This window comes from Streptomyces sp. 8N706 (genome assembly GCF_052245415.1).
In the GTDB taxonomy this organism is placed as follows: domain Bacteria; phylum Actinomycetota; class Actinomycetes; order Streptomycetales; family Streptomycetaceae; genus Streptomyces.
Genome location: NZ_JBQQBW010000003.1, coordinates 31,635 through 57,302 on the forward strand (window position 1 = coordinate 31,635; position 25,668 = coordinate 57,302).

21 protein-coding genes and 2 pseudogenes are annotated in these 25,668 nt (G+C 70.5%); 12 read left to right on the forward strand and 11 right to left on the reverse strand.

From position 1 onward, the window contains the following. Nucleotides 1-17 precede the first annotated feature (17 nt). Entirely contained in the window at nucleotides 18-1,667 is a 1,650-nt protein-coding gene (locus ACTWQE_RS02065; RefSeq protein ID WP_443327029.1) for a phytoene desaturase family protein, read from the forward strand. Nucleotides 1,668-1,726: 59 nt separating this feature from the next. Next, nucleotides 1,727-2,164, forward strand: a complete 438-nt coding sequence (locus ACTWQE_RS02070; RefSeq protein ID WP_443327030.1) for an SRPBCC family protein — start codon at nucleotides 1,727-1,729, stop codon at nucleotides 2,162-2,164. Nucleotides 2,165-2,426: 262 nt separating this feature from the next. On the opposite strand, the gene ACTWQE_RS02075 is transcribed toward ACTWQE_RS02070, so the two are convergent. From ACTWQE_RS02075 to ACTWQE_RS02105, 7 genes and pseudogenes are all read right to left on the reverse strand, one after another. Then, complete coding sequence (locus ACTWQE_RS02075; RefSeq protein ID WP_443327031.1) at nucleotides 2,427-3,662, reverse strand: RNA polymerase sigma factor; 1,236 nt, start codon at nucleotides 3,660-3,662, stop codon at nucleotides 2,427-2,429. Further along, entirely contained in the window at nucleotides 3,659-4,012 is a 354-nt protein-coding gene (locus ACTWQE_RS02080; RefSeq protein WP_443327032.1) for a YciI family protein, read from the reverse strand. The genes ACTWQE_RS02075 and ACTWQE_RS02080 overlap by 4 nt, the downstream gene beginning before the upstream one ends. 245 nt (nucleotides 4,013-4,257) lie before the next feature. Beyond that, nucleotides 4,258-5,772 carry an MFS transporter gene (locus ACTWQE_RS02085; protein ID WP_443327033.1) on the reverse strand — a complete coding sequence of 505 codons (1,515 nt, stop codon included), beginning with the start codon at nucleotides 5,770-5,772 and terminating at the stop codon, nucleotides 4,258-4,260. Then, complete coding sequence (locus tag ACTWQE_RS02090; protein ID WP_443327145.1) at nucleotides 5,769-7,625, reverse strand: IucA/IucC family protein; 1,857 nt, start codon at nucleotides 7,623-7,625, stop codon at nucleotides 5,769-5,771. The genes ACTWQE_RS02085 and ACTWQE_RS02090 overlap by 4 nt, the downstream gene beginning before the upstream one ends. 111 nt (nucleotides 7,626-7,736) lie before the next feature. Next, nucleotides 7,737-8,231 (reverse strand): annotated as a pseudogene (locus ACTWQE_RS02095) (GNAT family N-acetyltransferase); the annotation flags it as partial. Then, the gene (locus ACTWQE_RS02100; protein WP_443327034.1) at nucleotides 8,228-9,526 is read right to left on the reverse strand and encodes a lysine N(6)-hydroxylase/L-ornithine N(5)-oxygenase family protein; all 1,299 of its coding nucleotides are present in this window, start codon (nucleotides 9,524-9,526) and stop codon (nucleotides 8,228-8,230) included. The pseudogene ACTWQE_RS02095 and the gene ACTWQE_RS02100, both read right to left, overlap by 4 nt. Nucleotides 9,527-9,562: 36 nt before the next feature. Further along, nucleotides 9,563-11,155 carry a pyridoxal phosphate-dependent decarboxylase family protein gene (locus ACTWQE_RS02105; protein ID WP_443327035.1) on the reverse strand — a complete coding sequence of 531 codons (1,593 nt, stop codon included), beginning with the start codon at nucleotides 11,153-11,155 and terminating at the stop codon, nucleotides 9,563-9,565. Nucleotides 11,156-11,649: 494 nt separating this feature from the next. Here ACTWQE_RS02105 and ACTWQE_RS02110 point away from each other — a divergent pair, with 494 nt between their 5' ends. From ACTWQE_RS02110 to ACTWQE_RS02125, 4 genes are all read left to right on the forward strand, one after another. Beyond that, on the forward strand, nucleotides 11,650-13,704 hold the full coding sequence (locus ACTWQE_RS02110; RefSeq protein WP_443327036.1) for a penicillin acylase family protein: 2,055 nt from the start codon (nucleotides 11,650-11,652) through the stop codon (nucleotides 13,702-13,704). Then, the gene (locus tag ACTWQE_RS02115; protein WP_443327037.1) at nucleotides 13,694-14,299 is read left to right on the forward strand and encodes a GNAT family N-acetyltransferase; all 606 of its coding nucleotides are present in this window, start codon (nucleotides 13,694-13,696) and stop codon (nucleotides 14,297-14,299) included. Before ACTWQE_RS02110 ends, ACTWQE_RS02115 begins: the two co-directional genes overlap by 11 nt. A 368-nt stretch (nucleotides 14,300-14,667) precedes the next feature. Beyond that, nucleotides 14,668-15,450, forward strand: a complete 783-nt coding sequence (locus ACTWQE_RS02120) for a DUF4142 domain-containing protein (protein ID WP_443327038.1) — start codon at nucleotides 14,668-14,670, stop codon at nucleotides 15,448-15,450. A 528-nt stretch (nucleotides 15,451-15,978) separates the two neighbouring features. Further along, a complete protein-coding gene (locus ACTWQE_RS02125; protein WP_443327039.1) occupies nucleotides 15,979-16,509 on the forward strand; it encodes a MarR family winged helix-turn-helix transcriptional regulator in 531 nt (176 codons plus the stop codon). A gap of 302 nt (nucleotides 16,510-16,811) precedes the next feature. Here the strand turns inward: ACTWQE_RS02125 and ACTWQE_RS02130 are convergent, their stop codons facing one another. Genes ACTWQE_RS02130 through ACTWQE_RS02140 form a run of 3 tightly spaced genes read right to left on the reverse strand, consistent with a single transcriptional unit; the run spans nucleotide 16,812 to nucleotide 18,522 of the window. Further along, entirely contained in the window at nucleotides 16,812-17,204 is a 393-nt protein-coding gene (locus ACTWQE_RS02130; RefSeq protein WP_443327040.1) for a hypothetical protein, read from the reverse strand. Further along, nucleotides 17,201-17,881 (reverse strand): hypothetical protein, encoded by a 681-nt coding sequence (locus ACTWQE_RS02135; protein WP_443327041.1) that lies wholly within the window; start codon nucleotides 17,879-17,881, stop codon nucleotides 17,201-17,203. The genes ACTWQE_RS02130 and ACTWQE_RS02135 overlap by 4 nt, the downstream gene beginning before the upstream one ends. Then, complete coding sequence (locus ACTWQE_RS02140; protein ID WP_443327042.1) at nucleotides 17,872-18,522, reverse strand: RNA polymerase sigma factor; 651 nt, start codon at nucleotides 18,520-18,522, stop codon at nucleotides 17,872-17,874. The genes ACTWQE_RS02135 and ACTWQE_RS02140 overlap by 10 nt, the downstream gene beginning before the upstream one ends. Before the next feature lie 211 nt (nucleotides 18,523-18,733). Here ACTWQE_RS02140 and ACTWQE_RS02145 point away from each other — a divergent pair, with 211 nt between their 5' ends. The 4 genes and pseudogenes from ACTWQE_RS02145 (at nucleotide 18,734) to ACTWQE_RS02160 (ending at nucleotide 21,752) form a co-directional block, all read left to right on the forward strand. Further along, nucleotides 18,734-19,240 (forward strand): Asp23/Gls24 family envelope stress response protein, encoded by a 507-nt coding sequence (locus ACTWQE_RS02145; protein ID WP_443327043.1) that lies wholly within the window; start codon nucleotides 18,734-18,736, stop codon nucleotides 19,238-19,240. A 101-nt stretch (nucleotides 19,241-19,341) separates the two neighbouring features. Next, nucleotides 19,342-19,524: pseudogene (locus ACTWQE_RS02150) on the forward strand (hypothetical protein); the annotation flags it as partial. A gap of 342 nt (nucleotides 19,525-19,866) precedes the next feature. Further along, nucleotides 19,867-20,811: a YihY/virulence factor BrkB family protein gene (locus ACTWQE_RS02155; protein ID WP_443327044.1), complete on the forward strand. Its 945-nt coding sequence runs from the start codon at nucleotides 19,867-19,869 to the stop codon at nucleotides 20,809-20,811. A gap of 152 nt (nucleotides 20,812-20,963) precedes the next feature. Then, nucleotides 20,964-21,752 carry a DUF2382 domain-containing protein gene (locus ACTWQE_RS02160; protein ID WP_443327045.1) on the forward strand — a complete coding sequence of 263 codons (789 nt, stop codon included), beginning with the start codon at nucleotides 20,964-20,966 and terminating at the stop codon, nucleotides 21,750-21,752. Nucleotides 21,753-22,060: 308 nt separating this feature from the next. Here ACTWQE_RS02160 and ACTWQE_RS02165 read toward each other — a convergent pair whose 3' ends face one another. After that, nucleotides 22,061-22,405, reverse strand: a complete 345-nt coding sequence (locus tag ACTWQE_RS02165; protein WP_443327146.1) for a hypothetical protein — start codon at nucleotides 22,403-22,405, stop codon at nucleotides 22,061-22,063. 745 nt (nucleotides 22,406-23,150) lie between these two features. On the opposite strand from ACTWQE_RS02165, the gene ctaD reads away from it, so the two are divergent. Both ctaD and ACTWQE_RS02175 read left to right on the forward strand, forming a co-directional pair. Further along, nucleotides 23,151-24,881: an aa3-type cytochrome oxidase subunit I gene (gene ctaD / locus ACTWQE_RS02170; RefSeq protein WP_443327046.1), complete on the forward strand. Its 1,731-nt coding sequence runs from the start codon at nucleotides 23,151-23,153 to the stop codon at nucleotides 24,879-24,881. Then, on the forward strand, nucleotides 24,878-25,249 hold the full coding sequence (locus ACTWQE_RS02175) for a hypothetical protein (RefSeq protein ID WP_443327047.1): 372 nt from the start codon (nucleotides 24,878-24,880) through the stop codon (nucleotides 25,247-25,249). Before ctaD ends, ACTWQE_RS02175 begins: the two co-directional genes overlap by 4 nt. The last annotated feature ends 419 nt before the right edge of the window (nucleotides 25,250-25,668 follow it).

The window sequence follows — 25,668 nt, forward strand, 5'->3', positions numbered from 1 at the left end:
ACGCAACGGAGCCGCTCATGGCTGTGACCGCGGACGCCGTGGTGGTGGGCGCGGGCCCCAACGGCCTGGTGGCGGCGAACGTCCTGGCGGACGCCGGCTGGCACGTACTGGTGCTGGAGGCACAGGCCGTGCCGGGAGGGGCCGTACGCAGTGATCGCGGACTGCGCCCCGACTACGTGCACGATCTGTTCAGTTCCTTCCATCCGCTGGCAGCCGCCTCACCTGCCTTCCAGGCGCTGCAGCTGGAACGCTGGGGACTGCGCTGGAGCCATGCCCCCTCGGTCCTCGCCCACCCGCTCCAGGACGGACGCTGTGCGCTGCTGGACCGCGACCGTACGCGGACCGCGGAGAACCTCGAGTCCTTCGCGGCCGGCGACGGGGAGGCGTATCTGCGCCTGGCGGACCTGTGGGACCGGCTGGGCCCCGATCTGTTCCGGGCGCTGTTCGCACCCTTCCCGCCGATACGCTCCGCGGCGGCGCTGGCGGCGAAGGTGCGGGCGGCGGGAGGGCTCAGACTGCTGCGGATGCTGACCCTGCCCGTGCGGCGCCTGGGCGAGGAGGACTTCGCGGGCGTGGGCGGGCCTGTGCTGCTGGCCGGATGCGCACTGCACGCCGACTTCTATCCCGAGTCTCCCGGCAGCGCCGCCTTCGGATGGCTGCTGCTCATGATGGGACAGCAGCTCGGCTGGCCCGTACCGCGCGGCGGAGCCCAGGAGCTGACCGCGGCGCTCGTACGACGGCTGGAGGCCAAGGGCGGGTCCGTTCGCTGCTCCAGCGAGGTCGAGGCCGTCCTCGTACAGGGCGGGCGGTGCACCGGAGTGCGAACGGCCGGGGGCGAGCCGGTCCACGCCCGGTACGCGGTCCTGGCCGACGTACCCGCTCCCGCTCTCTACGGCCGTCTGGTCTCCTGGGAGCATCTGCCCACGCGGCTGCGTGATGACATCCGCCGCTTCCACTGGGACTACGCGACCTTCAAGGTGGACTGGGCGCTCTCCCGCCCCATCCCCTGGACCGCCGGGGCCGCGGCCACAGCGGGCACGGTGCATGTCGCCGACGGAGTCGACCACATGACCCGGTACAACGCACAACTCTCGACCGGGCACGTTCCCGACCGGCCCTTCGCCCTCCTGGGCCAGATGACCACGGCCGACCCGACGCGCTCCCCGCCGGGCACCGAGGCGGCCTGGGCCTACACCCACCTGCCGCAACACATTCGCGGGGACGCGGGACACGCCGGGATCACCTCGCGCTGGGGCCCGGGGGAGAAGGAGGCGATGGCCGAGCGCCTGGAGCACGAGGTCGAACGGCTGGCGCCCGGATTCCGCGAGTGCGTCATCGCTCGCCGCGTGCTGGCACCGACCGATCTGGAACGGCTGGACCAGAGTCTCCACCGCGGGGCACTCAACGGCGGGACAGCGGCCGTGCACCAGCAGCTGATCTTCCGGCCGACACCGGGGTCCGGCCGGCCCGAGACGCCCGTCGACGGGTTGTACCTGGCCTCCTCGTCCGCCCACCCGGGCGGGGGAGTGCACGGTGCGTGCGGGGCCAACGCGGCCCGCGCCGCCCTCAAAGTCCGGCGGACCGCCGTTCGCCGTGTCCTCGCCCCGGGGCTGTCGGCGCTGCAACGCGCCCTGAGCGGAGGGGAGCGCGGACGATTCCATCCATGACGAGCCGGGGGAACCAACAGACGCAAGGCAGGCGGACCATGGCAGTACGACACATTCTCGTGAACCGGTCACCCGTATCCGTATGGAACGTGCTCAGCAACGGCGACCAGTACGCGGACTGGGTGGTGGGAACGCGGGACTCCAGCGCGCTGGACGACAGCTGGCCCGCAGAGGGCTCCGCCCTCCGGTACCGGGTGAAACTCGGCCGCTGGACCGTGGAGGGGAACACGGTGTCACGCTTCTGCGACCCGCCGCGGCGGCTCGAACTGGAAGCGCAGAGCGGTCCCCTGGGCACCGCCCGGATCGCCATCGAGGTACGGCCATGGGGTCAGGACGCTCTCGTCATCGTCGACGAACACCCGTTGAGCGGCCCCGGCGCCCGCGTGCACAACGTCGCCCTCGACGCGGTCTTCCAACTCCGCCACCGGAACATGCTCAAACGACTGGCCCGAGTCGTCGAGCGCTCCGCGCCCCCGGGCCCATCGGGCGGCAGCTGACCCACGGCGGACAACACCGGTCCGCACCAGGGCGGGTCCGGTCACCGCGCCGAGCGGTGACCGGAGACCGGGGAGGCTCGGCGTGCGCCGGACCATCCGTCCGGCGGACAGGGCGAGGGCGGCGCGGCCCCGGACGGAGCCCGTACGAGGTGGGCGGCTCGGCCGCGCCCATGCGTCTCTCGGCAGGCATGCACCTCCGGGCGACCGGGCACCAGGGCTTCCGGCCGACGAGCGAGCCGAGGCAGGGGCGGAACCGCCCTGCTCACGCCCGGGCGAGTGCCTGACGGCTGCGCTGCAGGAAGTCGCGCTCGGATCCGTTCCGGGTGCGGGCGATCGCCGCATCGTAGGCGAGCGCGGCCTCGGCGGTGCGGCCCAGGCGGCGCAGCAGGTCGGCGCGGACGGCGTGGAACAGGTGGTAGCCACCGAGATCGAGGCCGTCGACGAGGGTGAGTGCCGGCTGTGGTCCCTCGACCTCGGCCACCGCGACCGCACGGTGCAGTGCCACGACCGGGCTCGGGGCGAGCGCATAGAGCTGGTCGTAGAGCTGCAGGATCTGCGACCAGTCCGTGGCGGCCGCGGTCGGCGCGTCGCTGTGCACGGCGTTGATCGCCGCCTGGATCTGGTACGGGCCGGGCCGGTTGCGGCGCAGGCACTGCCGGACGATGGCCTGGCCCTCCTCGATCAGGCCGTGGTCCCAGCGGTCCCGGTCCTGGTCGGTCAGCAGTACGAGCGCGCCGTCCGGGCCGGTGCGGGTGGCCCGGCGTGATTCGATGAGCAGCATGAGGGCGAGCAGCCCCATGACCTCCGGTTCGTCCGGCATGAGCTCGGCCAGGAGCCGTCCGAGACGGATGGCCTCCGCGCAGAGGTCCTCGCGGACCAGCTCGTCGCCCGAGCTGGCCGTATAGCCCTCGTTGAAGACGAGGTAGACCACGGCCAGCACGGCCCGGAGACGGTCCGGCAGGTCGGCTTCGGTGGGGACCCGGTAGGGGATGCGTGCGTCGCGGATCTTGCCCTTGGCCCGGACCAGCCGTTGGGCCATGGTCGGCTCGGCCACGAGGAAGGCGTGGGCGATCTCCGCGGTGGTGAGCCCGCCGAGGAGCCGGAGGGTCAGCGCGACCTGCGACGCCGTGGCGAGTGAGGGGTGGCAGCAGGTGAAGATCAAACGCAGCCGGTCATCGCGCACGGGGCCCTCCTCGGCCGGTTCGTCGCGTTCGTACAGCAGAGCGGCCTGAGCGTGCCGGGCCTCGCGGGACGCCTCCCGGCGGAGCCGGTCGATCGCCCGGTTACGGGCGGTGGTGATGATCCATCCGGCCGGGCTCGGAGGCAGCCCGGCCGAGGGCCACCGTTCCACCGCCGTGGTGAACGCGTCCTGGACCGCCTCTTCGGCGACGTCGATGTCACCGAAGACGCGGACCAGGACGGCGACCGCGCGACCGTACTCCTCGCGGAACACCCGCTCGATCGCCGATGCGTTCACCCGGCGGCTGCCGGACGTCACTCGCTGCCTCCGTGCTGGAACGGCCTCACCTCGATCGGGAGGGTGACCGCCCGGGCGAGCTTGCGGCCCCATTCGAGCGCGGCGTCGAGATCGGGCGCCCGGATGACGGTGAAGCCGCCGATGTGCTCCTTGCCCTCGAGGTACGGGCCGTCGGTCGTGAGCACCTCGTCGTCCTTCGCGCGCAGCACGGTGGCCGTGCTCGGCGGGTGCAGGCCCCCGGAGAACACCCAGGCGCCGGCCTCCCTGAGCTCGGCCTTCACGGCCTCGACGTCCCGCATGATCGGATCCAGGACCTCGGGCGGCGGCGGGTCCCCGTCGGGCTGGTAGATGCTGAGCAGGTACTGCTGCATGACTGTGCCTCCTCGACCACGTTACGGCCGGCACCGTGCCGGCCTCTCACCCTCTGTACGAACGGCAGCCGGCCGGATCGACAGGGAACCGGCCCCACCCACAGATTGGCTCGCCCCGCACCCCGGTGCGAGCGCCCGCGCGGACGCGGCGCACAGCCGCCCACGCGCCGGACCGGGAGGCTCAAGCACTCGTTCACCCGTGAGCGGCTCCACGGCCGGCCCGCCGTGGAGGAGGCTCGGGAGGCTCAGCTCTTCTCCGGAGCGGGCTCCCGACGTGCGGCCCGGTGCAGGAGCAGCGCCGCGAGGCAGCCGCCGAGGAGAACCGCGGCCGCGCCGACGAGTTGGCCGGTCTCGATCCCGGAGGCGAAGGCGTCCACGACCGCTGCTCGTTCCGCCTCCGTACGCACCGTGGCCCGAGCGGCCGGCAACGAGCCCGCGCCGGCTGCGGCGGCCGGCAGCAGGGCCGTGAAGCGCGCGTTCATCACGGCGCCCAGGACGGCGACGCCGAGGCTGCTGCCGACTTCGGTCATGGTGCCGTCGACGCCCGCCCCGGCCCCCGCCTTGTCCTGCGGAATCGCGCTCATGACCGCCTCGACGATGGCCGGGTTGGCGAGTGCGCAGCCGGTACCCATGAGGACGAGGCCGGGCAGCAGGACACCGTAGCCGCCCGTGGAGAAGCATGCGACGACGGCGAATCCGGCCGCCAGGAGCGCCATGCCGAGGGCGATGGACAGCGGCAGCCCCAGATGCCGCAGCAGCCGCGTGGAGATCCCGGCGAGATTGAGGACGACGACGGTGAGCGCGAAGGGCGCCATCCGCAGACCTGCCTCCAGCGGCGTGTATCCGCGGACGAACTGCAGCTGCTGGGTGAGGAGGAAGAGCACCCCGGCGCTGCCGAAGGTGATGAGGACGACGCCGGCGACCGCCCCCACGAAGCGCCGGTCGCGAAAGAAGTGCAGATCCAGCATGGGGTGGCGGACGCGGTGCTCCCAGAGGGCGAAGCCGCCGAGTACGAGGAGGCCTGCCGCGGCCGGGAACAGGACCCGGGCGCTGCCCCAGCCGTGCTCGGGCCCCGAGATGATCGCGTAGACCGTGGCGGTCATACCGACGGTGGAGAGCAGGGCGCCGGGAAGGTCGGGCCGCCCGCCGCCCCCGTTCTTCGACTCGGGCACCAGGGCCCGGACCGCGACGAGGCCGAGCAGCACGACGGGGATATTGATCAGGAAGATCGCCCCCCACCAGAAGTGGGCCAGTATCAGGCCGCCGACCGACGGCCCCGCCGCGAAGCCGAGGGCGTTCGTGGCGCTCCAGATGCCGATCGCCCTGGGCCGCTCCCCGGCGTCGAAGATCTGCAGAGTGACGGCGAGGGTGGTGGTCAGCAGCAGCGCCCCGCCGACGCCCATGCCCGCACGGGCGGCGATCAACTGGGCTGTGGACTGGGCACATCCGGCCGCCAGCGATCCGGTGCCGAACAGCGCGAGCCCGGCCAGCAGCAGCCGCTTGCGACCGTAGCGGTCGGCGGCGCTGCCCGAGGCGAGCAGCAGGCCGGCCTGGACGAGCGAGTACGCGTTGATCACCCATTGGACGTCGGCGGTGGACGCGCCCAGTTCCCGAGAGAGGGACGGGATCGCCACGTTCAGCACGGTGTTGTCGAGCAGCACGGTCAGCTGGGCGAGGCAGACCACCGCGAGGATGAGCCACCGGGTGGGGAGCCGGGTCCCGGTCCCCGTCCCGGTGGTGAACTCCGTGGCCACGGTCACGGCTTGGGGGCGAAGCGGGCGAGGGGGTTCTTCAGGGTGCCGGTCAGCTGGAGGGACGCCGAGGGGTCCGCAAGGTCGACCATCTGCTGGTTGTTCCGCAGTTGCAGCCGGTTGAGGCAGGACAGTGCGAACTCCTGGGAGAACAGGTCGTACCGCTTGAACCGTTCCGCCAGATGCGGGACGGAGGCCTGGTAGTCGGCGGCGCACTCGGCGACGGTCCGCCAGAAGGTCTCCTCGTCGAGAACGCCCTCGGAGGACAGGATGCCGTTCAGGTGGCGGAAGAAGCAGTCGAAGACATCCGTGAAGATCGCCAGGATCTTCTCGTCCTCGGGGGTGTCGGTCCGGATGCGCCGGACTTCCGGGGGCAGGGCCGCGTCCGGGTCCATGACGGCGATCTCCTCGGCGATGTCCTTGAAGATCACTCGCTCGACCGCGCCGCCGTCGAGGACCAGGATGACGTTCTCCCCGTGCGGCATGAACGCCAGGTCGTAGGCGTAGAGGCTGTGCAGCAGCGGCGTCAGATAAGCGTCGAGGTAGCGCCGTAGCCACACCTCGGGGGCCAGGCCGGACCGGTTGATCAGGGCGGCTGCCAGCGAGCGTCCCCCGCGGTCGGTGTGGAGGAGGGAGGCCATGGTGGCCAGGCGCCGGCCCGGTTCCAGCGTGGGGACGGGGCTCTCCCGCCACAGCGCGGCGAGCATCTTGCGGTAGGGGGAGTAGCGGTCGGTGGCGGCCTCGTACTGCCGGTGGTGGTACCCGACGGCGGCCCGCTCGCGGATGATCGTCAGCCGGGTGCCCCGGAGGACGTCGTCGTTCGCGATGAGGCGGGCGAGCCAGTCGTTGATCGCCGGGGTGGCTTCCATATAGGCGGCGGACAGGCCTCGCATGAAGCCCATGTTCAGTACGGACAGGGCGGTCTTCACATAGTGCTTGGACGGGTCGCTGGTGTTGAAGAAGGTGCGGATCGACTGCTGGGCGAGGTACTCGTCGTCGCCGGCGCCGAGGCAGACCAGGCGCCGCTGGGCGACCTCGGCGGCGAAGGTCACCGACAGCTTGTTCCACCACTGCCACGGATGGACGGGTATGAGGTGGTGGTCGGCGAGGTCGAGGCCCAGTCCGGACAGCACCGACGCGAAGCGGCCGAGGACCTCTTCGCCCAGCTCGGAGCGGATGAGTCCGTCGTAGTCGAGATCCGCGGCCGAGGTGAAGGTGGAGTGGTCGCGGTGGGCGGCCAGCCAGATCATCCGGACCGGGCTCGCGGCCTCGGGGGCGTAGGCGTGGTACTCGTGCACACCGAAGCCGAGTCGTCCGTTGTTGGCGACGAAGCCCGGGTGCCCTTCGGTCATGCCGGTCTCGATCGTCTGGAAGCCGGCCTCGGCCAGCTCGGCGGCGGTGGCCGGCTCCTTGGTGAGTTTGTACGCGGTGCCGGCCAGTGTGGAGCCGATCTCCTCCAGATAGACCGGGAGGATCGCGTCCGAGAGGCCGAGTGCGCCGCGCAGCTCGATGCAGAAGTCGACGGCGTCGAGGGGCAGTTCGGTGCCGGCGTGGTGGCGGGTGATGCTGTCGGCGTCGACCAGCCAGTGGTCCAGGGTCAGGACGCGGGCGGCGAAGCGGTACTCGACGGTGCCGTCGTCGCTGCGTACGACGTACCGGCCGTCGGGGGCGGGCCGGTGGCCGGGCCCGGCTCCGCGGGCGGACTCGGGCGCGGGCTCGGGAGTGAGCAGCCGCTCGTGGGAGAACTCGGCGAGCGCCTTGCGGACCAGCAGCCGGTTGGCGCGGGCCCAGCGCTCCGGTGTCAGATGGGAGACGGCCGCGGCGGCATCGGAGGTCCGGGGATGTTCCGGGGGACGGTTCAGCACGCGGTCTCTCCTCGGGCCGTGGCCGACGCCGAGGGCGTCCAGGAACCGGTCCCTGGTGCAGACGCTCAGCAGCGCGTCCTTCTCGGGCTTGGCGAGGGTGCGGACGACCTCGAAGCCGACGGCCGCGTTGAGGGCGTGAACCGCGGTGTTGCGGACATCCGGCTCGACCACCACGCGCCGGGCAGCCGGGTCGTCGAAGAGCCAGGCCATCACGGTGGTGATCACCGCCCGGGTGAAGCCATGGACCGGGGCATCGGCCGGTGCACACAGGAAGTGCATGCCGATGTCGCCCTCACGGTGGTCGTACAGGCCCGCCAGTTCGACGTGGGCGGGGTCGTAACGCTCGATCAGGAAGGCGGGGCGGCCGTCCGCCAGACCGATGAAGGCGTCGTGGTGCGGGTGCCCGGCGATCCTGCCGTACTCCTCGGCGACCTGCGCCACGTCGGCGTCCTGCATCATCCAGAACGCCGCTTTGGGGTGGGTCACCCAGCCGTGCAGCAGGCCGGCGTCGGCCTCCGGGTCGAGCGTGCGGACGGCGAACTCGCCGAGCCGCTCGTCGGTGCGGGTGAAGACGACCGTGCCGGTTCTCGTGTCCGTACTCATGCGATGACGCCCTCCGGTGCGCCGAACTCCTGGAAGGCGATGGCCTTCTCGACCGGGTAGACGTCACGGCCCAGCAGCTCGCGGATGATCCAGGAGTTGCGGTAGGGGCCCATGCCCAGGTCGGGGGAGGTGATGCTGTGGGTGTGGGTGGAGCCGTTCTGCAGAAAGATCCCGCGGCCGGTGGTGTCGATGCTGTAGTTCCGGGCGACGTCGAAGCGGCCGCGGCAGTCCCAGCGGATACGGTCGCGGACCGGCTCCAGGAACGCCGGGATGCGGTACCGGTAGCCGGTGGCCAGGACAAGGCCCTCGGTGATGAGGGTGAAGTCCCGCTCCTGCTCGGCGTGGTGGAGGCCGAGGGTGTATGTACCGCTCGTCGCGTCGTACGCCGCGGTGGTGAGCGCGGTGTTCGTCAGCAGTCGCGTGGGGACCGGGCCCTTGACGCTCTTCTGGTAGAGGAGGTCGAAGATACTGTTGATCAGCTCCGCGTCGATGCCCTTGAAGAGGCCCTTCTGCTCGGCTTCGAGCCGGTAGCGGGTCTCCTCCGGCAGCCCGTGGAAGTAGTCCACGTACTCGGGGGAGGTCATCTCCAGGGTGAGTTTGGTGTACTCCAGCGGGAAGAAGCGCGGGGAGCGGGTCACCCAGTTGAGCCGGTAGCCGCCGGGGCCGGTGTCCGCCAGCAGGTCGTAGTAGATCTCGGCGGCGCTCTGCCCGCTGCCGACGACGGTGATGCTGTCCTTGGCCTGGAGCGATTCCTTGGCCGGCAGATAGCCCGAGTTGTGGATGACGTCTCCGCCGAGGCCCTGGCAGGCGTCGGGGACGTACGGCGGGGTGCCGGTGCCCAGGACGAGATGGCGGGCGCGGTGCGCGGTCCGCTCGCCGGTGGCCGCCGTGACGGCGTGGACGGTGTAGAGGCCCTCGGTCTCGTCGTACGAGACCCGGGTCACCTCGTGGCCGAAGCGGATGCCGCAGAGCCTGGCGGCGGCCCAGCGGCAGTACGCGTTGTACTCCTCGCGGACCGGATAGAACATCTCGCGGATATAGAAGGAGTACAGCCGCCCCGATTCCTTGAGGTAGTTGAGGAAGGAGTACGGGGAGGTCGGGTCGGCCAGGGTGACGAGGTCGGCCATGAACGGGGTCTGCAGCGTGGCGAAGTCCAGCAGCATCCCTGGGTGCCAGTCGAAGTCCGGCCTGCTCTCGAGGAACAGGCCGTCGAGTTCGTCGATCGGCTCGGTCAGACAGGCGAGGCCCAGGTTGTAGGGGCCCAGCCCGATCGCGATGAAGTCGTGGGTGGACATGTGTTCTCCCGTGCGGGGGTGGCGGGGACGGGTGGTTCAGCCGGCGCGGCGGGCGCGTGCGGCGGCCCTGTCGTTCAGATACCGGCCCGCGTGCTCGGCCAGGAGGTCGAGGACATGAGCGATGTCGTCCAGCGAGGTCTCCGGGTTGAGCAGGGTGAACTTCAGATGGTGGCGCCCGTCGACCGTGGTCCCGGCCACGACCGCGTCGCCGGAAGCCGCCAGCGCCTCGCGGGCGTACAGATTGGCCTCGTCGGCCAGCGCTCGGGCCGGGCCCTCGGGGGGCAGGTAGCGGAAGACCAGGGTGCTCAGCTGGGGCTTGGCGACAACCTCGAAGCGAGGGTCGTCCTCCAGCAGCTGCCAGGCGTCGGCGGCACGGTCGACCACCTCGTCGAAGAGAGCGCCGACGGCGTCGGGGCCCATGATGCGCAGTGTCAGCCAGAGTTTGAGGGCGTCGAAGCGGCGGGTGGTCTGGATGCTCTTGTCGACCTGGTTGGGGATCCGCTCGGCCGTGCGCTCGGGGTTCAGATAGTCGGCGTGGTACGTCGCGTGCCGCAGGGTGGCACGGTCGCGGACGAGGACCGCGCTGGAACTGACCGGCTGGAAGAAGGACTTGTGGTAGTCCACGGTCACCGAGTCGGCGCGCTCGATGCCGTCCAGCAGATGGCGCCGGGTCGGGGAGGCCAGCAGCCCGCAGCCGTAGGCGGCGTCGACGTGCATCCAGAGTCCGGCCCCGTGGCACAGGTCGGCGATCCGGGACAGCGGGTCGATGGAGCCGAAGTCGGTGGTGCCCGCGGTGGCCACGACGGCCATGACGATCAGGTCGCCGCGCCGGCAGCGCTCGGCCTCGCGGGCGAGGGACGCGGCTCGCATACGGCGGTCGCTGTCGGTCTCGACGGTGATGACGGCGTCGGGTGCCAGCCCGAGGAGCTTCGCCGACTTCCTGACGCTGAAATGGGAGACCTCGGAAGCGAGGATCCGCAACCGCGGCAGGATCTCGTGCCGGGCCGGCGGGACCGCGGAGTTCTTCTCGGCGAGGGCACAGGCCTCCTCGCGAGCGAGCAGCAGCGCCTGGAGGTTGGACTGGGTGCCGCCGCTGGTGAAGACACCGTCGGCATCCTCGCCGAGCCCCAGGCGCTCGGTGGTCCAGTCGATCAGGCGACGCTCGATGAGGGTGCCGCCGGCGCTCTGGTCCCAGGTGTCGAGAGAGGAGTTGACGGCGGTGAGGACGGCCTCGCCCAGCAGCGCCGGGATGACGACGGGACAGTTGAGGTGGGCGAGATAGCGCGGATGGTGGAAGTAGACGGCATCACGCAGATAGACGTTCTCGAGCTCGTCGAGGGCGGCGGCCGGGTCGCCCAGGGGCCGTTCCAGGTCGATCCCCGATATCTCGGGCGCGAGCCGGGCCGGGGAGATCCCGCTGAACGGCCGCCGGGTGACGGCGACTTTGGACGCGATCCGGTCGATCCCCTCGGTGAGGGCGCGCCGGTAACGGTCCACGGTGCGGTCGTTGAAAAGATGCGCTCGTGCGCCTGTCCCCTCGGAGACGCCGCCTGTCGTGGGGAACTCGGCGGTGCGCGAGGCCTCGGCGATGTGCGAGGGGGCCTCGGCGGTGTGCCCCTGGAAACTCATGGTCAGTCCTCAACGGTGGGGGATGAGTGGGGAAGCCGGCAGGCCGTGAGCGGAGAGACGGATGCGACGCAGTCGCCGCATGCTGGGCGCACACCGGAAGGGCAGCGGGGGATGGCGGTCCTGGAACGGGGCATGACGGTGTTTCGCTCTCTCGCGACGGAAGGGAGGGCAGGGCCTGTCAGGGCGAACTTAGGTTAGCCTAGCCTAAGTTGATGTCCAGTCGGGGTTCGACGTTCGGCCTTGGTCGCGGTCGGCGGCGGGGAACCGTTCGGGCTCCTCGGTGATTTGGCCCGTACGCCTTGTGTCGGGCTCGGTCCGCGTCCCGTGGTGCGCGCCGCTCGGCTCGGCGCCCGGAGCGAGTGCCCGGTCCGGGGCCGGTGGCGCAGCGCGCCCGTCGTCGGCGGGGCGGGTGTCCGTGGTCGCGGTGGTGCGCCGCCTCCGGAGCGACCGTGATAGCTTTGGTTAGCCTTACCTAACTAAGATCGGGCGGTCGTGTGAGCATCGAGGTCTACCGGGACCCCTGGGGGATACCGCATCTGCGGGCGGGCAGCGCACACGAACTCGCCTTCGCCCAGGGTCGTAGCGCCGCCATGGACCGTGCCTGGCAGATCGAGGTCGAGCGGCACCGCTCCCGGGGCGCCTCGGCCGCCTTCCTGGGCGCCGGCGCCGTCGGCTGGGACCGCTTCGCCCGGCAGGCCCGGCTGGACGACACCGCCCGGCGCTGCTTCCGGGGACTCGACCCGGCCACCGGCGCCTGGGTCAGAAGCTACGTGGCCGGTGTCAACGCCGGTCTCGGCGACGGGGCGCGACGGGCACCGGAGTTCGCGGCCGCCGGGCTCGCTCCCGGCCGGTGGCGGCCGTGGACGCCGCTGCGTATCTGGCTGTCGCACCACATCCTCTTCGCGGGCTTCCCCGCCAAGCTGTGGCGCGAGGAGGTCGCTCGCCGGCTCGGCGCCGAGAAGATCGGGCTGTTCGCCACCGACGGCCCCGGCACTTCCGGGAGCAACGGCTGGCTCGTCGCCGGCGACCGCACCGCCACCGGGTCCGCCCTGATCGCCGGCGATCCGCACCGGTTCATCGAGGATCCGGGCATCTACCAGCAGATCCACCTGGCCTGCCCGCACTACGACGTCGTGGGACTGGCCGTCCCCGGAGTGCCGGGCATCGCGCACTTCGGGCACACCGGCACGGTGGCCTGGGCGATCACCAATGCCATGGCCGACTACCAGGACCTCTACCGGGAGCGGCTGCGACGCCGCGGTGCGCAGGTCGAGGCGCTCGGCCCGGACGGCTGGCGCCCCGCCGCGGTTCACGTCGAGACCATCCAGGTGGCGGGAGGCGCGCCGGTCGAGATCGAGGTGGTCGAGACCGAACGCGGTCCGGTCGTGATCGGCGGCCCGGATGAACCGGAGGCGATCAGTCTCCGCTGTCCCCCACGGGTCAGCGGTGACCTCGGATTCGGCGCTCTGCCCGCGCTGCTCCGGGCCGGCACCGTGGCCGATGTCGACCGGGCCCTCGACCAGTGGGTGGAGCCCGTCAATGTCGTACAGGCCGCCGACACCGAAGGCGGCCTGCTGCACCGTGTCGCGGGCCGGGTACCGGTGCGCCACCGGGACAACCGGCTGCGCGTCGTGCCGGCGTGGGAGCCCGGACACCAATGGCGAGGCCGGCACGGACCGATGCCTCGTGAGGCGGTCGACGGTCTCGCGGTGATGGCCAACCAGCGAGGCCTGGCCGCGCCGCTCGGTGTCGAGTTCGCCCCCGCGCACCGGGAGTTGCGGATCCGGGAGCTGCTGGGCGCGTCGACCGCCTGGTCGGCCAGGGACATGGCGGCCGTCCACACCGATACCCGTCTGGCCTCCGCCCGGCCCCTGGTGGAGCTGATGGGAGGACTCGACGGTCTCAGCGCGGACGCCGTACGCCTGCGGGAGCGGCTTCTGCGCTGGGACCGCCGGATGGAGGCCGACAGCACGGACGCCACGTCGTACGCCGCGGTGCGGGCGGCTCTCGTGCACCGGTTCGCGGCTCATCCGGTCTTCGCGGGGCTGGCCGAACCCCCCGCGTATCCGGACGTGTTCCTGCCCTGGCTCGCCCTGGTCCCGCGGATCGCCTTCGCGCTGGAGACCCTGCTGACCACCGACCTCCTGCCCGCGGCCGACAGGGACGGCCTGGTCCGGGCGGCCGTTGAGGAGGTGGCCTCCGCGGGCGGGGCGCCGGTGCCCTGGGGGGAGGTGCACCGGCTCGCTCCCTGGCGGGCGTTGCCCGGCGCGACGCCCGAGGTGTCGCCGGGGCTGTCCGGAGACCACGACTGCGTGCTGGCCACCTCGAGCGTTCCCGGTGTCACCGACCACAGCGCGCGCGGTCCCGCGGCGCGCTATGTGTGGGACCTCGCCCGGCGCGAGGACAGCCTGTGGGTGGTCCCGTTCGGTGCCTCCGGCGTACCGGGCGACGCCCACCACCACGACCAACTGCCGCTGTGGCTACGAGGAGACCTCGTGCCCGTGATCATCGACTGGAACCAGCTGACCAAGGAGCGCCATGACCTCTGAGCCGCCCGCCCTCCCGGCTCCGACCGGAGCCGCCGCCCGCACCGCCGTGTACGAGCAGAAGGTCGACGGCTTCGGGAGGGTCCGCATCGTGCCCGTGGATCCCGCGGGCGACCTCGATGTGATCCACCGCTGGGTCAGTGAGGAGCGGGCCCGGTTCTGGGGTATGCGCGAGGCCGGGCGGGAGCGCGTCCTGGAGATCTACGAGTATCTGGACTCCCTCACCACCCACCACGCCTATCTGCTCCACCGGGACGACAGGCCGGTCGCGCTCTTCCAGACGTACGAGCCGGACGCCGACCCGGTCGGCGAGTGCTACGACGTACGGCCCGGCGACTTCGGTATCCACCTGATGATCGGTCCCACCGCCGGTGCCACGGAGCGGGGCTTCAGCGGCACTCTTCTCTCCGTGTTCCTCACCTATGTGCTGGCGGACCCGAGCCGTCAGCGGATCGTGGCCGAACCGGACGCCCGTAACGACAAGGCGATCGCGCGTCTGACCCGGGCCGGATTCGTACCCGGGCCACTGATCGAACTCCCCGAGAAGACAGCCCGGTTGCTCTTCCTGAGCCGGGACGCATTCGAACGCCGCACCTGAACAGCGGCGTTCGCGGTCCACCCCCGGCCACAGCGGACGTCGCCGTGGCCGGGGGGAGTCGGCCGCCGTGCGTCGTGGTGCCGGTGCGGTGCGCCTCCAGCGCGTCGACATCCGCGGGGGGAGCCCCCCGCGTTGGCCGGCGCCGGCGGGTTCACCCATGGCTGTGACGGACCAGCACACCGACGCCGGCCGCCCCGCCTGACGGACCGTGACCCCGGGTCCGGCCGTACCGTGGCACGCCTGGCCGGGCCGCCCTTGGGACGAGGACGGACCGAGCCGCGGCATGCCCGGCTGGGCCCGCGATTTCCGGAAGGACGGGGACGGGTTGAACACAGGGGCCGCCGGCTTCGTATTGCACAGCGCGCGCCGTGCCAGCCGCATCTCCCGACGACATGGACACCACATGTGTCCACTGGGAGGGCAGCATGTACACCCATCGACGTACGGCGCAGTCGCGGCCGACGGCACGGACCATCGTGAGCTCTGTCGCCGCTGTCGCGGCGCTCGCGCTCATCGCCGTATTCGTCGTCCTCCGGCAGAGCGACGAGAGCCAGGCATCGACGGATGCGGCAGCCGTGGGCGTCGGGAGCGTCTCCCAGCACGGCGCGAACCATGGAACCGGGGGCTCGGGCGGCGCCGGCACGGCGTCCGGCACAGCCGGATCGGGTCCACAGCCGGTCACGAAGGTCGATGAGACGTTCCTGGTCAAGGTGCGGCAGGCGGGCCTGTGGGAGATCCCGGCCGGCAGGCTCGCGCAGACCCACGCCGACAGCGAGGCCGTCAAACGCGCCGGGCTGCACCTTCTCGACGGCCACAGCAAGCTGGACCAGCTGGTACGGGAGGACGCCAAGATCCTGGGAGTCGATCTTCCTGAGGAGGCCAGCGCCGAACAACAGGGCTGGGTCGACCAGCTGGAGGGCGCCCAAGGGGTGGAGTTCGACCGCCTGTTCGCGAATCTGCTGAGGGCGTCCCACGGCAAGATCTTTGCCACGATCGCTGAAGTACGGGCGGCGACCCAGAACGACCTTGTACGCCGTCATGCCCGGCAGGCCAATCAGACGGTGCTGGACCACATGGAGGTGCTGGAGGACACAGGGCTCGTGGATGCCGCCACCTTCAAGGAGGTCGAGGACGCGGTCGCGCCCCAGTAGCCGCACCCCCGGAGCGCCCCCCTGGCCCCTGCGTACCACCGGATGCCGGACGGCGGATGGTCGAGTCACATGCCCAGATGGTTGAACACCTGGACTTTTGCACTATGCAATGGTTTAGTGGCGGTCAGGGCCCGCTCGACGGACCGACTTCTGGGAGAGCGGCACTGGCACGGTGCGCACTCGACACCGGACGTCTCCCGCCGGACGGGCCCTCCCGGGGTCCGCGGGTGCACCCAGGAACCGTCCGCGGCAGCGCGGTCGACGACTGTCCGGAGTGTGCTCAGGAGAAGCCGCACAGCTTCGGACGGTTGAGCGCCCTGCCCCACACCCTTTCTGGCTGTGGTCGCGGTCGTGGCCGTCACCGCGGGCCCCGGGCCCGACCTCCTGTCACCGGTACCGCCGCGGGCCCGCTCTTGCCGGCCCACGGCGAGAGGCGGCCTCGCACGGCGCTCCCGGCGGGGACTACCGGTCCGGGCGGTCAGGTCCGGCAGGTCATCGACTCTCTGCCGTGTCGGGTAGAACAGAGCCATGGCCGATGATGAGCATCCCTGGCGGGGCCCGGACGATGTGGACGCGGTGACACGCGCCGTACTGACCGCTTCGCGGCTGCTGGTCGCCGTCTCGGCCCGGTCGCTGGCCGCCGTCGAGGAGCGGGTGACGCTGCCGCAGTTCCGACTTCTGGTGGTGCTGGCCACTCAGGGTGCCGCCAAGCTCGTCGTGCTGGCCGAACGGCTCGGGGTCAACCCCTCCACGGCGATGCGCATGACGGACCGTCTCATCGCCGCCGGTCTGGCGGACCGGCAGGTGAACCCGGGCAACCGGCGGGAGAACCTGCTGCAGCTGACCCCGGAGGGCCGGCGCATCGTCGAGCAGGTCACGGCTCATCGGCGCGAGGAGATCGCCACCATCGTTGCGCGCATGGACCCCACGCAAAGGGGTGCCCTGGTCGACGCCCTCACCGCCTTCACCGAGGCCGGCGACGAGCCGGCGGTGTCCGGGGCCGGAGACGACGCCCACCCTCTCGGCTGGTCCGACCTGCCCTTGAGGGAGGGCGCCTGAGCCCCCGGCAGCTGCCCGCCGCTCACCGAGTGACGCCTCGGTCGGGCGGGAGCGGTCCGAGCCCGCGTTCCACCGCGCAAGGCCCCGCCGCTTCGACTCCGCCCTTCGCGGAAAGCCCGCTGCCGTAAGGGAACCGAAGCCGGGTTCACGCACTGGACGATTCTTCAGCCGGTGGCGTTCATGGACAACGTCGCGGGCGCCAAGGCGCAGCACCTGTATCCCGTGTATCCCGGAATGAGCTCAGGCCGCCTGGACTCCGGCGACCCGCCGGTCATCGGAACGGCTCCAGGGGCGGCGGCCCGTCAGCCATCCGCGCCGGGCCCCGGTGGCGCGTGGCCCATGGTCTGAGTGATGGTCACCAGCACGGTGACGGGTGAGGGTGCGTCGTGCCGGGCCAGCTGGGCGGTGACGGCGGACCGTACCTGCTCCCGTACGTCCCGGGCGGTGTCCAGAGTGCGGCGGTCCTCGTGCACGATGCAGCGCACTTCCACCTGCCAGCCGGGGCCGTGGGGTGTGCGTTCGGCTCGGATACCCGCTTCGGGGGGTGCGGCCGGGATGCCCACGGTCTGCTGGGCGTGGGCCGCGGCGCCGGCCAGCCGGTAACCGAGGCTGGGCTGCAGCCCGACCACGCCGGGGACCGCGAGGGCCGCACGTGCGGCGGCTCGGTGGATGTCCACCGCTCGAACGAGCGTCATCGGTCCTCCCCTTCCCGGCCATCCGCCTCGGCGGGGTGGGCAGGCCGACGTGGCTCCAGTACGTCCACGATCTCCAGGTCGGCACGGGTGACGGCCAGGCCGAGTACGTGGTGCGCGGCGTGGAGGACGGCCCGGCGCACGTGGTCGGCCCGGTCGGGCAGCGGCCGGTCGAGCGCGGCCGCCACAGTGAGGACGATATGCACGGCCGTGCCATCGCCGGTGGGGGTCAGCCGGCAGCTGGCGGCGCGTGCTCCGGGGACGGTGTCGGCGGCCCGGCGCAGGACTTTCGCGGCCGCGGTCTCGGTGATCCGCAGATCCTCCGCGGCGTCGTCCAACGGCAGCATCCGGCCGAGCCGCACCTCGGCGCGGACCGCGCGCATCACCCGGTCGGCGAGGGACTCCCCACTGGGCCGTTCCTGGGCGCGCAGGGCGCGAGTTGCCTCGTCCAGGGCCGCCAGTCCCTCGACGGCCTGCCGGCAGTACGGACACCCGGCGGTGTGCGGGTCCGTCAGAGGTCCCTGATCGCGGGCCTGCTCCCAGACGAGGCTGAGCGGACGCCCGCAGGGCAGCCGCTGGTCACCGGCGAGGAGTTTGGCATCGGCGAACCGACGCGAGCCGGTGGCTGCCCGGGGCGGCTCGGTGCCCGGGGGGCCGGCGTGCGGGTCGTCTAGCGCCATGGACCCATCTCCTTCGTCAGAGCACGTCGCGCTCGGAAGAGTCTGCCGCGTACGGTCTGTTCGCTGGTCCGCATCACCTGCGCGATCTCTTCATAGTGCAGGCCGTGCAGTTCCCGCAGCACCCAGCAGGCGCGCTGGCCGGAGCTCAGTCTGCCGAGCGCCTGGGCCAGGGCGGTGGTGGCGGCGTCGCTCTCGGCGGCGCGTTCGGGCGCGGTGCGCCCGTTACGGGTGGCGGGCTCGGGGACGGTCTCCAGCGGGACGACGGGCGTGCGGCCGCGGCGGGTGTTGAGGCAGCGGTTGGTCACGATGCGGTACATCCAGGTGCGGAACGTGGCGTCGCCGCGGAATTCGGGCAGTCGCCGCCAGGCGCTGAGGAAGGCGTCCTGGACGGCGTCCTCGGCGTCCGTGGGGTTGCCGAGCAGATGGTGGGCGAGGGCGAGGAGCGGGGTGCTGTGGCGGCGTACCAGGACGGAGAAGGCGTCGTCGTCCCCTTCGCGGGCCCGCACGGCGAGCAGCCGGTCCTCCAGGGCGGCGGGGCCGGTCCCCTGCTCCGCGGCCGGGGCTGCCGGCGCCGGCGCCGGCGCACTGGGCGGACGGTCGGCTTTCCGCGGCGGTGATGGTGGTCCGTCCTGCTTCTGCATCGGCTGCTCGCTTCTCGCCTGGCCCTGCGTCCCGGAATGCGTGGAGGCGGTCACTGACCGTCGATGGGAAACGCATGTCCCGACCGGACGCCGCACGGCTCATCCTATGTGGTCCACATCACGCTGCCGCGTGAGGATTGCGGCCGGGGTGTGTCCAATCCTTCGACGGGCACTGCGCCGGTGCCCGCACGGATCGGCTGAGGAGATCCTCATGACGGACACGATCAGCCGCCCCGACACGGAACGGGGCGGCACGGAACCGGGCCAGAAGGACGAGGCCGGAAAGGAACTGCGGGGCGGCCGGGGCACCGATGTCCCGTCCGCGAGCCGCGGGCGTACCACCATCGCGGACAGCGTGGTGGCGAAGATCGCGGCGATGGCCGCGCGCGAGGTGCCGGGCATCCACAACCTCGGGGCGGGGATGGCACGGGCCCTGGGGGCCGTGCGCGACCGGGCCCCGGGCGGGCGCTCCGGCGTCACCCGCGGGGTGAAGGTCGAGGTGGGCGAGCGTCAGGCGGCCGTGGACCTCGACATCGTCGTCGAGTACGGCGTCTCCATCATCGAGGTGGCGGGGGAGGCGCGTACCAACGTCGTCTCCGCGGTGGAGAGCATGACCGGCCTGCAGGTCGTCGAGGTGAACATCGCCGTCGACGACGTCCATCTGCCCGACGAGCAGGACGAGGGCGAGACACAGGAGACCGAAGGCCGTGTGGCGTGACGTGAAGCGGGCACCCGGACGCGGTCCGTCCCCTTTCGCGGGCGCTGCGGTGACGCTACGGCGTACGAGGAGCCGATCGTCGTGAGGCGGGTGAGTGAGCGATGAGCACAGAGACGGTGGGCCTGCTGGCGGGCATGGCCCTGGGCTTCGCCGGGTACTTCGGCGGCTTCGGGGCGTTCCTGGTGGTGGCGGGCCTGGGAATTGTGGGCCTGGCCATCGGCCGGTTCGTGGGCGGCGGCTTCACACTCGGCGACTTCGTGCGCCGCCCGGAGGGGACGAGGAGGGCCCGGGCCGGCTCCAGCCGGTGGGAGGACTCCGGGCGTCCCCGGGGTGCTCCGGGGCCATCCCGGAGCCGGGTGCGATGAGCGGAATGCGGCCGGCTCCCCACCGACGCCGCCGGGGAATCCGCCCTCGCGCGAGCGGAGGGAGCGGGATGCGGACGTGGCCGTGCACCGGGCGCAACGGGGCCTGCGAACCACGCGTCATCCCACACCGCCCAGCCGCATGACCAGCCGAACCCGCAAGTGCGCCTTCACGCCGTGCGACCCAGCGGTCACCGTGCCGTAAGGCCGGTACGGACCGGGCGTCCGACGCATGACAGCCCCCATGGATCTGGGAGTGACCTGATGAAGCCACTGAAGAACCAGCCCAGCGGCGCGTCCGCCCTCGAGCCGGAGACGCAATCCCCGGTCGAGAAGCCGACGGACCTGCCCAAGCAGTCCTGGCTGGGGGTGCTGAAGCGCACCGTGAAGGAGTTCAAGGCCGACAACCTCACGGACTGGGCGGCCGCTCTGACCTACTACGCGGTGCTGTCGATCTTCCCCGCCCTCCTGGCCCTGGTATCCGTCCTGGGGCTGCTGGGCAGATCGACCATCAAGCCACTGATCGACAATGTGGGCGGCCTGGCCCCGGGGTCCGTCCGCGACATCCTCAACAGCATGCTGGAGCAACTCCAGAGCAGCCAGGGCAAAGCCGGCCTCGCGCTGATCATCGGGATCGTGGTGGCCCTGTGGTCGGCCTCCGGATACATCGCGGCCTTCATGCGCGCCTCCAACGCCGTCTATGACATCGGTGAAGGCCGGCCCATATGGAAGACCCTGCCCACCCGGCTCGCCATCACGGTCGTGGTGATCGTCCTCCTGGCCGCCATCGCGGTGGGCGTGGTGTTCACCGGATCCCTGGCCGAGAGGACGGGTGACGTCCTGGGACTGGGCGATACGGCCCTCACGGTGTGGAGCATCGCCAAGTGGCCTGTGCTCATCGTCCTCTTCAGCCTGATCGTCGCGCTGCTGTACTGGGCATCCCCGAACGTCAAACGCGGCTTCCGCTGGGTGACGCCCGGCAGCGTCCTCGCCGTGCTCATCTGGATCATCGCCTCCGCCGCCTTCGGGCTGTACGTGGCGAACTTCAGCAGCTACGACAAGACCTACGGCAGTCTCGCCTCGGTGATCGTCTTCCTGGTCTGGCTGTGGATCTCCAACATCGCCATCCTGCTCGGCCTGGAATTCAACGCCGAACTCGAACGCGGACGCGCCCTCGAAAGCGGTCACCCGCCCGGCGAAGAGCCCTAGTCGAGCCCCGCGACACCCGCAAACTCTGACCCGCACCCCGGTGCACGCTCCCGTATGCACCGCTCATCAGCCCCTTTCTCCCCACTACTTGACAGCCATCAGTCAACACCGATGAAGCGGCGTTGCGGAACACGCGAAAGCGGAGGATAGAAATGATCACCCGAGAGCAGATCCCCACCGTTCTGGACCACCCTGTCTATGACGGCGAGGGCAACAAGGTCGGCGAAGCCAAGCACATCTTTCTGGACGATGTCACCGGCCTGCCCGAGTGGGTCAGCGTGAAGACCGGCCTGTTCGGTATGAGCGAGTCATTCGTGCCCATTCACGACGCCACCATGGTCGAGGACCACCTCGAGGTCCCGTACCTCAGGGACAAGGTCAAGGAGGCGCCGAACGTCGACGTCGATGCGGGCGGCCACCTGTCCGAGGACGAGGAACACCGTCTGTACGACTACTACGGCATAGCCTGGACCGCTGCTGCCTGGCAGCAGGCCGATCAGCCGGGAGAAGGCGGCAGGGCCCGCACCGGCACCGGGGAAACCCAGGACACCTCGGCCGACGATGCCATGACGCGGTCGGAGGAGCAGATGCACGTCGGCACCGAACGCCAGGAGGTCGGCCGAGCACGGCTCCGTAAGTATGTGATCACCGAGGAACAGCAGATGACCGTCCCGGTGCGCAAGGAGGAGGTACGCGTCGAACGGGAGCCGATCACCGATGCCAACCGTGATGCCGCCACCTCCGGCCCGGACATTTCCGAGGCCGAGCACGAGGTGACCCTGCACGAGGAGCGGCCCGTGGTGGAGACCAGGGCCGAGCCGGTGGAGCGGGTCCGCCTGGCCACCGACGAGCACACCGAGGAAGAAACCGTGAAGGGCACCGTGCGCAAGGAGCGGATCGAGGCCGAGACGCCCGACGAGGACGACACCCCTCGCCGCTGATCGCCCGCGGCGGCCGGGCCCGCCGGGAGGAGGAAAGCGACGGACCTGTCCGCCGGAGCGGAGATCCCGTGGCCGGCCGGGGGTACGGGTGACACACACCTGGCCCCCGGCCGGCGGCGAGCAGGTCGGCGGGGCTTCCGGCCCGTGGCGCGGGTGAATCCAGGAGGGGGTCCGTACGCCATGGCCAGGGCCGGTGCGCCGACTCTGCGGAATAAGGACACGTCGGTGTACAAGTGACCTGGTTTTCCCGGGTCCGGCTGAATCCTCGTGCTTTTTCGCAGGATGGGCCGGGGTTAAGGGCAAGGCGGTCAGAGGCGGCGTACCCGTGCGGCTATGCCATGTCCGACCAACAGATAGATCACGGCGGGCAGGCCGTAGTTGAGGAGGACGCGGACGCCGTCCGTATCCATGGTGAAGATGTCCTGTGACCACCAGGCGAGCCAGTCCGCCCCGCCTTCGACGAACTGGACGAAGACATTGGCCTGGTTGGCTTCGAGCAGGTAGAGCAGGATCCACAGGCCCAGGAACGCGGCGGCGATGTCGGCAACCGTATGAATGGCCAGGGCTGCCCGGCTTGCGCCGAAGCCGTCCCGATTACGGGCGTAGTGGTGGTTGCCGCCCTGGGCGGGGTCGTACGGCTGATTTCCGGGCATGGGCTCGGTGTTACTCACGGGGGGTTCCCATCTGACGTGTCCATCGTCTTGCCGGCAAGGAAAAAGACCACGGCCGGCGTCACTTCCTCGCCTTGCTGGAGGCTGCACCTGCCGCGGTTGCATACGGGCCGCTGTGCGTGCCCGCAATGGGTTCTGCGTCGCAGGGGTGCCCTTGCGTTACCCGGCCTTCGCAATACATCCGAAATGGCCCCTTGCGATCATTCCGCCTCTTGCTTGCCCGGCGAGTCACCACCCTGGGTCGTGACGTCACGGCAGCCGGACACGCGGGGCGCGGTCGGGGCTCGGTGCGCGGGACGCTCGCCATGGCGTGACAGACCTGACGGCTTCGCCCCGTGCTCACAGGAGGGCAGGAGCCGCGGCCGGATGCCGATGGGGCCAGGAAGCGGCGCGAGGCGTTCTTCCTGCTCGCCCGCGGCGGCAGTCTCCACCGCCGCAATCGCCGAAGGACGCCACTGACACCAGCGGGCCCGGCTGCGGACACCCACGCCGTCGGGGTGTTCGCCGGCCCGTGGACGGCCGACATACGGCAATCCTCCGTGTCGGCCGCGTCGCCACTCACGGGCCGCAGCCCGTACCCCGTAACGATCTGCTCCTCAATCACCCGAACGCGCCGCTTCCCCGCCGACACGCGGCCGCGTTGATGGCGTAGGTCTGGGAGAGGTTGTTTTCACTCCCGGCCGTCGGGCGCGCCCCGGCGGTCGGCTCTCTCCGCAGAAAGAATGCGATGGCGACTTCGACAGAGCCCGTCACCCCCATCCCGGTACCGGGACGCAACTGGGGAACAGTTGCGGTGACGTGGCTGTCCACGACCGATCACAAGAAGATCGGACACCTGTATCTGATCACGTCCTTCGTCTTCTTTGTCTTCGGTGGACTGTTGGCGCTGGGAATCCGGGCCGAGTTGGCTCGCCCTGGGCTGCAGATCATGTCGACCGAGCAGTACAACCAGGCCTTCACGCTGCACGGCACGATTATGCTGTTGCTCTTCGCGACTCCTACCTTCGCGGGCTTCGCCAACGCCGTCATGCCGCTTCAGATCGGCGCCCCGGACGTGGCTTTCCCACGCCTGAACATGCTGTCGTACTGGCTTTTCCTGTTCGGGGGCCTGATTGTCGTAGGCGCCCTGCTGACGCCGCAAGGCACCGCCGACTTCGGATGGACCGCCTACACCCCACTGAGCGGGGATGCCCGTAGCCCCAGTGAGGGGTCGGACATGTGGATCATGGGGTTGGCGCTCGCGGGATTCGGAACGATCCTCGGCGCGGTCAACTTCATCACCACCATCATCTGCATGCGGGCCCCCGGGATGACCATGTTCCGCATGCCGATCTTCACATGGAACGTGCTGTTCACCTCGGTTCTGGTGCTGTTCGCGTTTCCCGTCCTTGCCGCGGCCCTTCTCGTGCTGGAGGCGGACCGCAAATTCGGGTCGCATGTCTTCGACCCGGAGAACGGCGGACCACTGCTGTGGCAGCACCTCTTCTGGTTCTTCGGCCACCCCGAGGTGTACATCATTGCGCTGCCGTTCTTCGGGATCGTCACGGAGATCCTCCCGGTGTTCTCCCGGAAGCCGATTTTCGGCTACGTGGGACTGATCGCCGCCACCATCGCCATCACCGGGCTCTCGGTGACCGTCTGGGCCCACCACATGTTCGCAACCGGGGCCGTCCTCCTGCCTTTCTTCTCGTTTATGACATTCCTGATCGCTGTGCCCACCGGCGTCAAGTTCTTCAACTGGATCGGCACCATGTGGAAGGGATCGCTGTCCTTCGAGACTCCGATGCTCTGGTCCATCGGATTCCTGGTGACATTTCTCTTCGGTGGGCTGACCGGAATCATCCTGGCCTCACCGCCCATGGACTTCCATGTCACCGACTCCTATTTCGTTGTTGCGCACTTCCACTACGTGGTCTTCGGTACGGTGGTCTTCGCCATGTTCGCCGGCTTCCATTTCTGGTGGCCGAAAATGACGGGGACCATGCTGGACGAGCGTTTGGGGAAGATCCATTTCTGGACTCTGTTCATCGGCTTCCACACCACCTTCCTTGTCCAGCACTGGCTGGGAGCCGAGGGTATGCCTCGTCGTTACGCCGACTACCTGGCCGCCGACGGATTCACCGCGCTGAACACGGTCTCCTCCATCGGGGCGTTCCTCCTCGGTATGTCGACCCTGCCCTTCTTCTACAACATCTGGAAGACCGCCAAGTACGGGAAGAGGATCGAGGTCGATGACCCGTGGGGCTACGGTCGCTCGTTGGAGTGGGCCACCTCGTGTCCGCCGCCCCGGCACAATTTCCTCACCTTGCCGCGGATCCGTTCCGAATCTCCGGCGTTCGACCTGCACCACCCCGAGGTGGCGGTTCTCGACCAGCTGGAGAACGTCGAGCGCCGGGATGTCGTCGAACCGGGCAAGGGCGTGGCCTCGCCCCTGAAGGAAGACCGGGACAAGGAATGACACGGCCGTCCGCTCACGGGAATGCGCAGCAGCACGAGGCCGCTTCGGGGATCGCTCACCTGGAGGGCTATCTGATCTGTCAGACCGAAGTCGGCAACGCCCGGGCCGAAGCGGAAGCCTTCGCGTGTCGCATGCCGTGGCTCACCACAGCCCAGCACGACGAGGTCGTCCGGCTCTACACGGACGAACGCCTGGAACTCTCCCGGAAGGTTCTGCGGGCTGTCGTGGACCGCTGCCACGCATTGAACAGCGAGTATTCGGCCCGGTATGCCACGCTGCGGCGCCGGACGATGTTCGCCTGCGCTGCGGTCCTCACCACGGTGGCCGTACTGTCCACCGGCGTTGCCCTCGTATCGGCAGCCCCCTGAGCGCACGGCCGGCTCCGTCCGGTGATGCCGCGCCCGGTCGGTCCCGCGCTCCGAGGGGCTGTGTGACGCAGCCAACGGCTGTCAGCAGCCGTTGATCGAAGACTTCTCGACGCGGAGAGAAAGGCGTGTGCCGGCGTTGGGTCCGGTTTCATGATCTCGACAGGCCGGCGCACTGCCCTGCCGGCCTGTCCGACTCCGGGGGAAGTCCAGTCCAGTGATCCACCGTAGCGAGACTCCGCCGAGCATCGCCCGTACCGACGCCCGAGGCGCGCAGTTCGTCCACGGGTCCGGCGGGCGGTGCCGTCGCGGTGCGCCGCCGTGGGCGCGTCAGCCGCGGCGGCTGTGCCGGGCGGGTCCGCCGGAGGACCACGCGGCCCCCTTGCCCCCGGCCCACGACGGCTCGGGCGTCGTGCGGCCCT

Coding starts and splice junctions, on each gene's coding strand:
- ACTWQE_RS02065 (WP_443327029.1), top strand. CDS start 18: ATGGCTGTGACCGCGGACGCCGTGGTGGTGGGCGCGGGCCCCAACGGC.
- ACTWQE_RS02080 (WP_443327032.1), bottom strand. CDS start 4,012: ATGCAGCAGTACCTGCTCAGCATCTACCAGCCCGACGGGGACCCGCCG.
- ACTWQE_RS02100 (WP_443327034.1), bottom strand. CDS start 9,526: ATGTCCACCCACGACTTCATCGCGATCGGGCTGGGCCCCTACAACCTG.
- ACTWQE_RS02105 (WP_443327035.1), bottom strand. CDS start 11,155: ATGAGTTTCCAGGGGCACACCGCCGAGGCCCCCTCGCACATCGCCGAG.
- ACTWQE_RS02115 (WP_443327037.1), top strand. CDS start 13,694: ATGACCTCTGAGCCGCCCGCCCTCCCGGCTCCGACCGGAGCCGCCGCC.
- ACTWQE_RS02125 (WP_443327039.1), top strand. CDS start 15,979: ATGGCCGATGATGAGCATCCCTGGCGGGGCCCGGACGATGTGGACGCG.
- ACTWQE_RS02130 (WP_443327040.1), bottom strand. CDS start 17,204: ATGACGCTCGTTCGAGCGGTGGACATCCACCGAGCCGCCGCACGTGCG.
- ACTWQE_RS02135 (WP_443327041.1), bottom strand. CDS start 17,881: ATGGCGCTAGACGACCCGCACGCCGGCCCCCCGGGCACCGAGCCGCCC.
- ACTWQE_RS02140 (WP_443327042.1), bottom strand. CDS start 18,522: ATGCAGAAGCAGGACGGACCACCATCACCGCCGCGGAAAGCCGACCGT.
- ACTWQE_RS02145 (WP_443327043.1), top strand. CDS start 18,734: ATGACGGACACGATCAGCCGCCCCGACACGGAACGGGGCGGCACGGAA.
- ACTWQE_RS02155 (WP_443327044.1), top strand. CDS start 19,867: ATGAAGCCACTGAAGAACCAGCCCAGCGGCGCGTCCGCCCTCGAGCCG.
- ACTWQE_RS02160 (WP_443327045.1), top strand. CDS start 20,964: ATGATCACCCGAGAGCAGATCCCCACCGTTCTGGACCACCCTGTCTAT.
- ACTWQE_RS02165 (WP_443327146.1), bottom strand. CDS start 22,405: ATGCCCGGAAATCAGCCGTACGACCCCGCCCAGGGCGGCAACCACCAC.
- ctaD (WP_443327046.1), top strand. CDS start 23,151: ATGGCGACTTCGACAGAGCCCGTCACCCCCATCCCGGTACCGGGACGC.
- ACTWQE_RS02175 (WP_443327047.1), top strand. CDS start 24,878: ATGACACGGCCGTCCGCTCACGGGAATGCGCAGCAGCACGAGGCCGCT.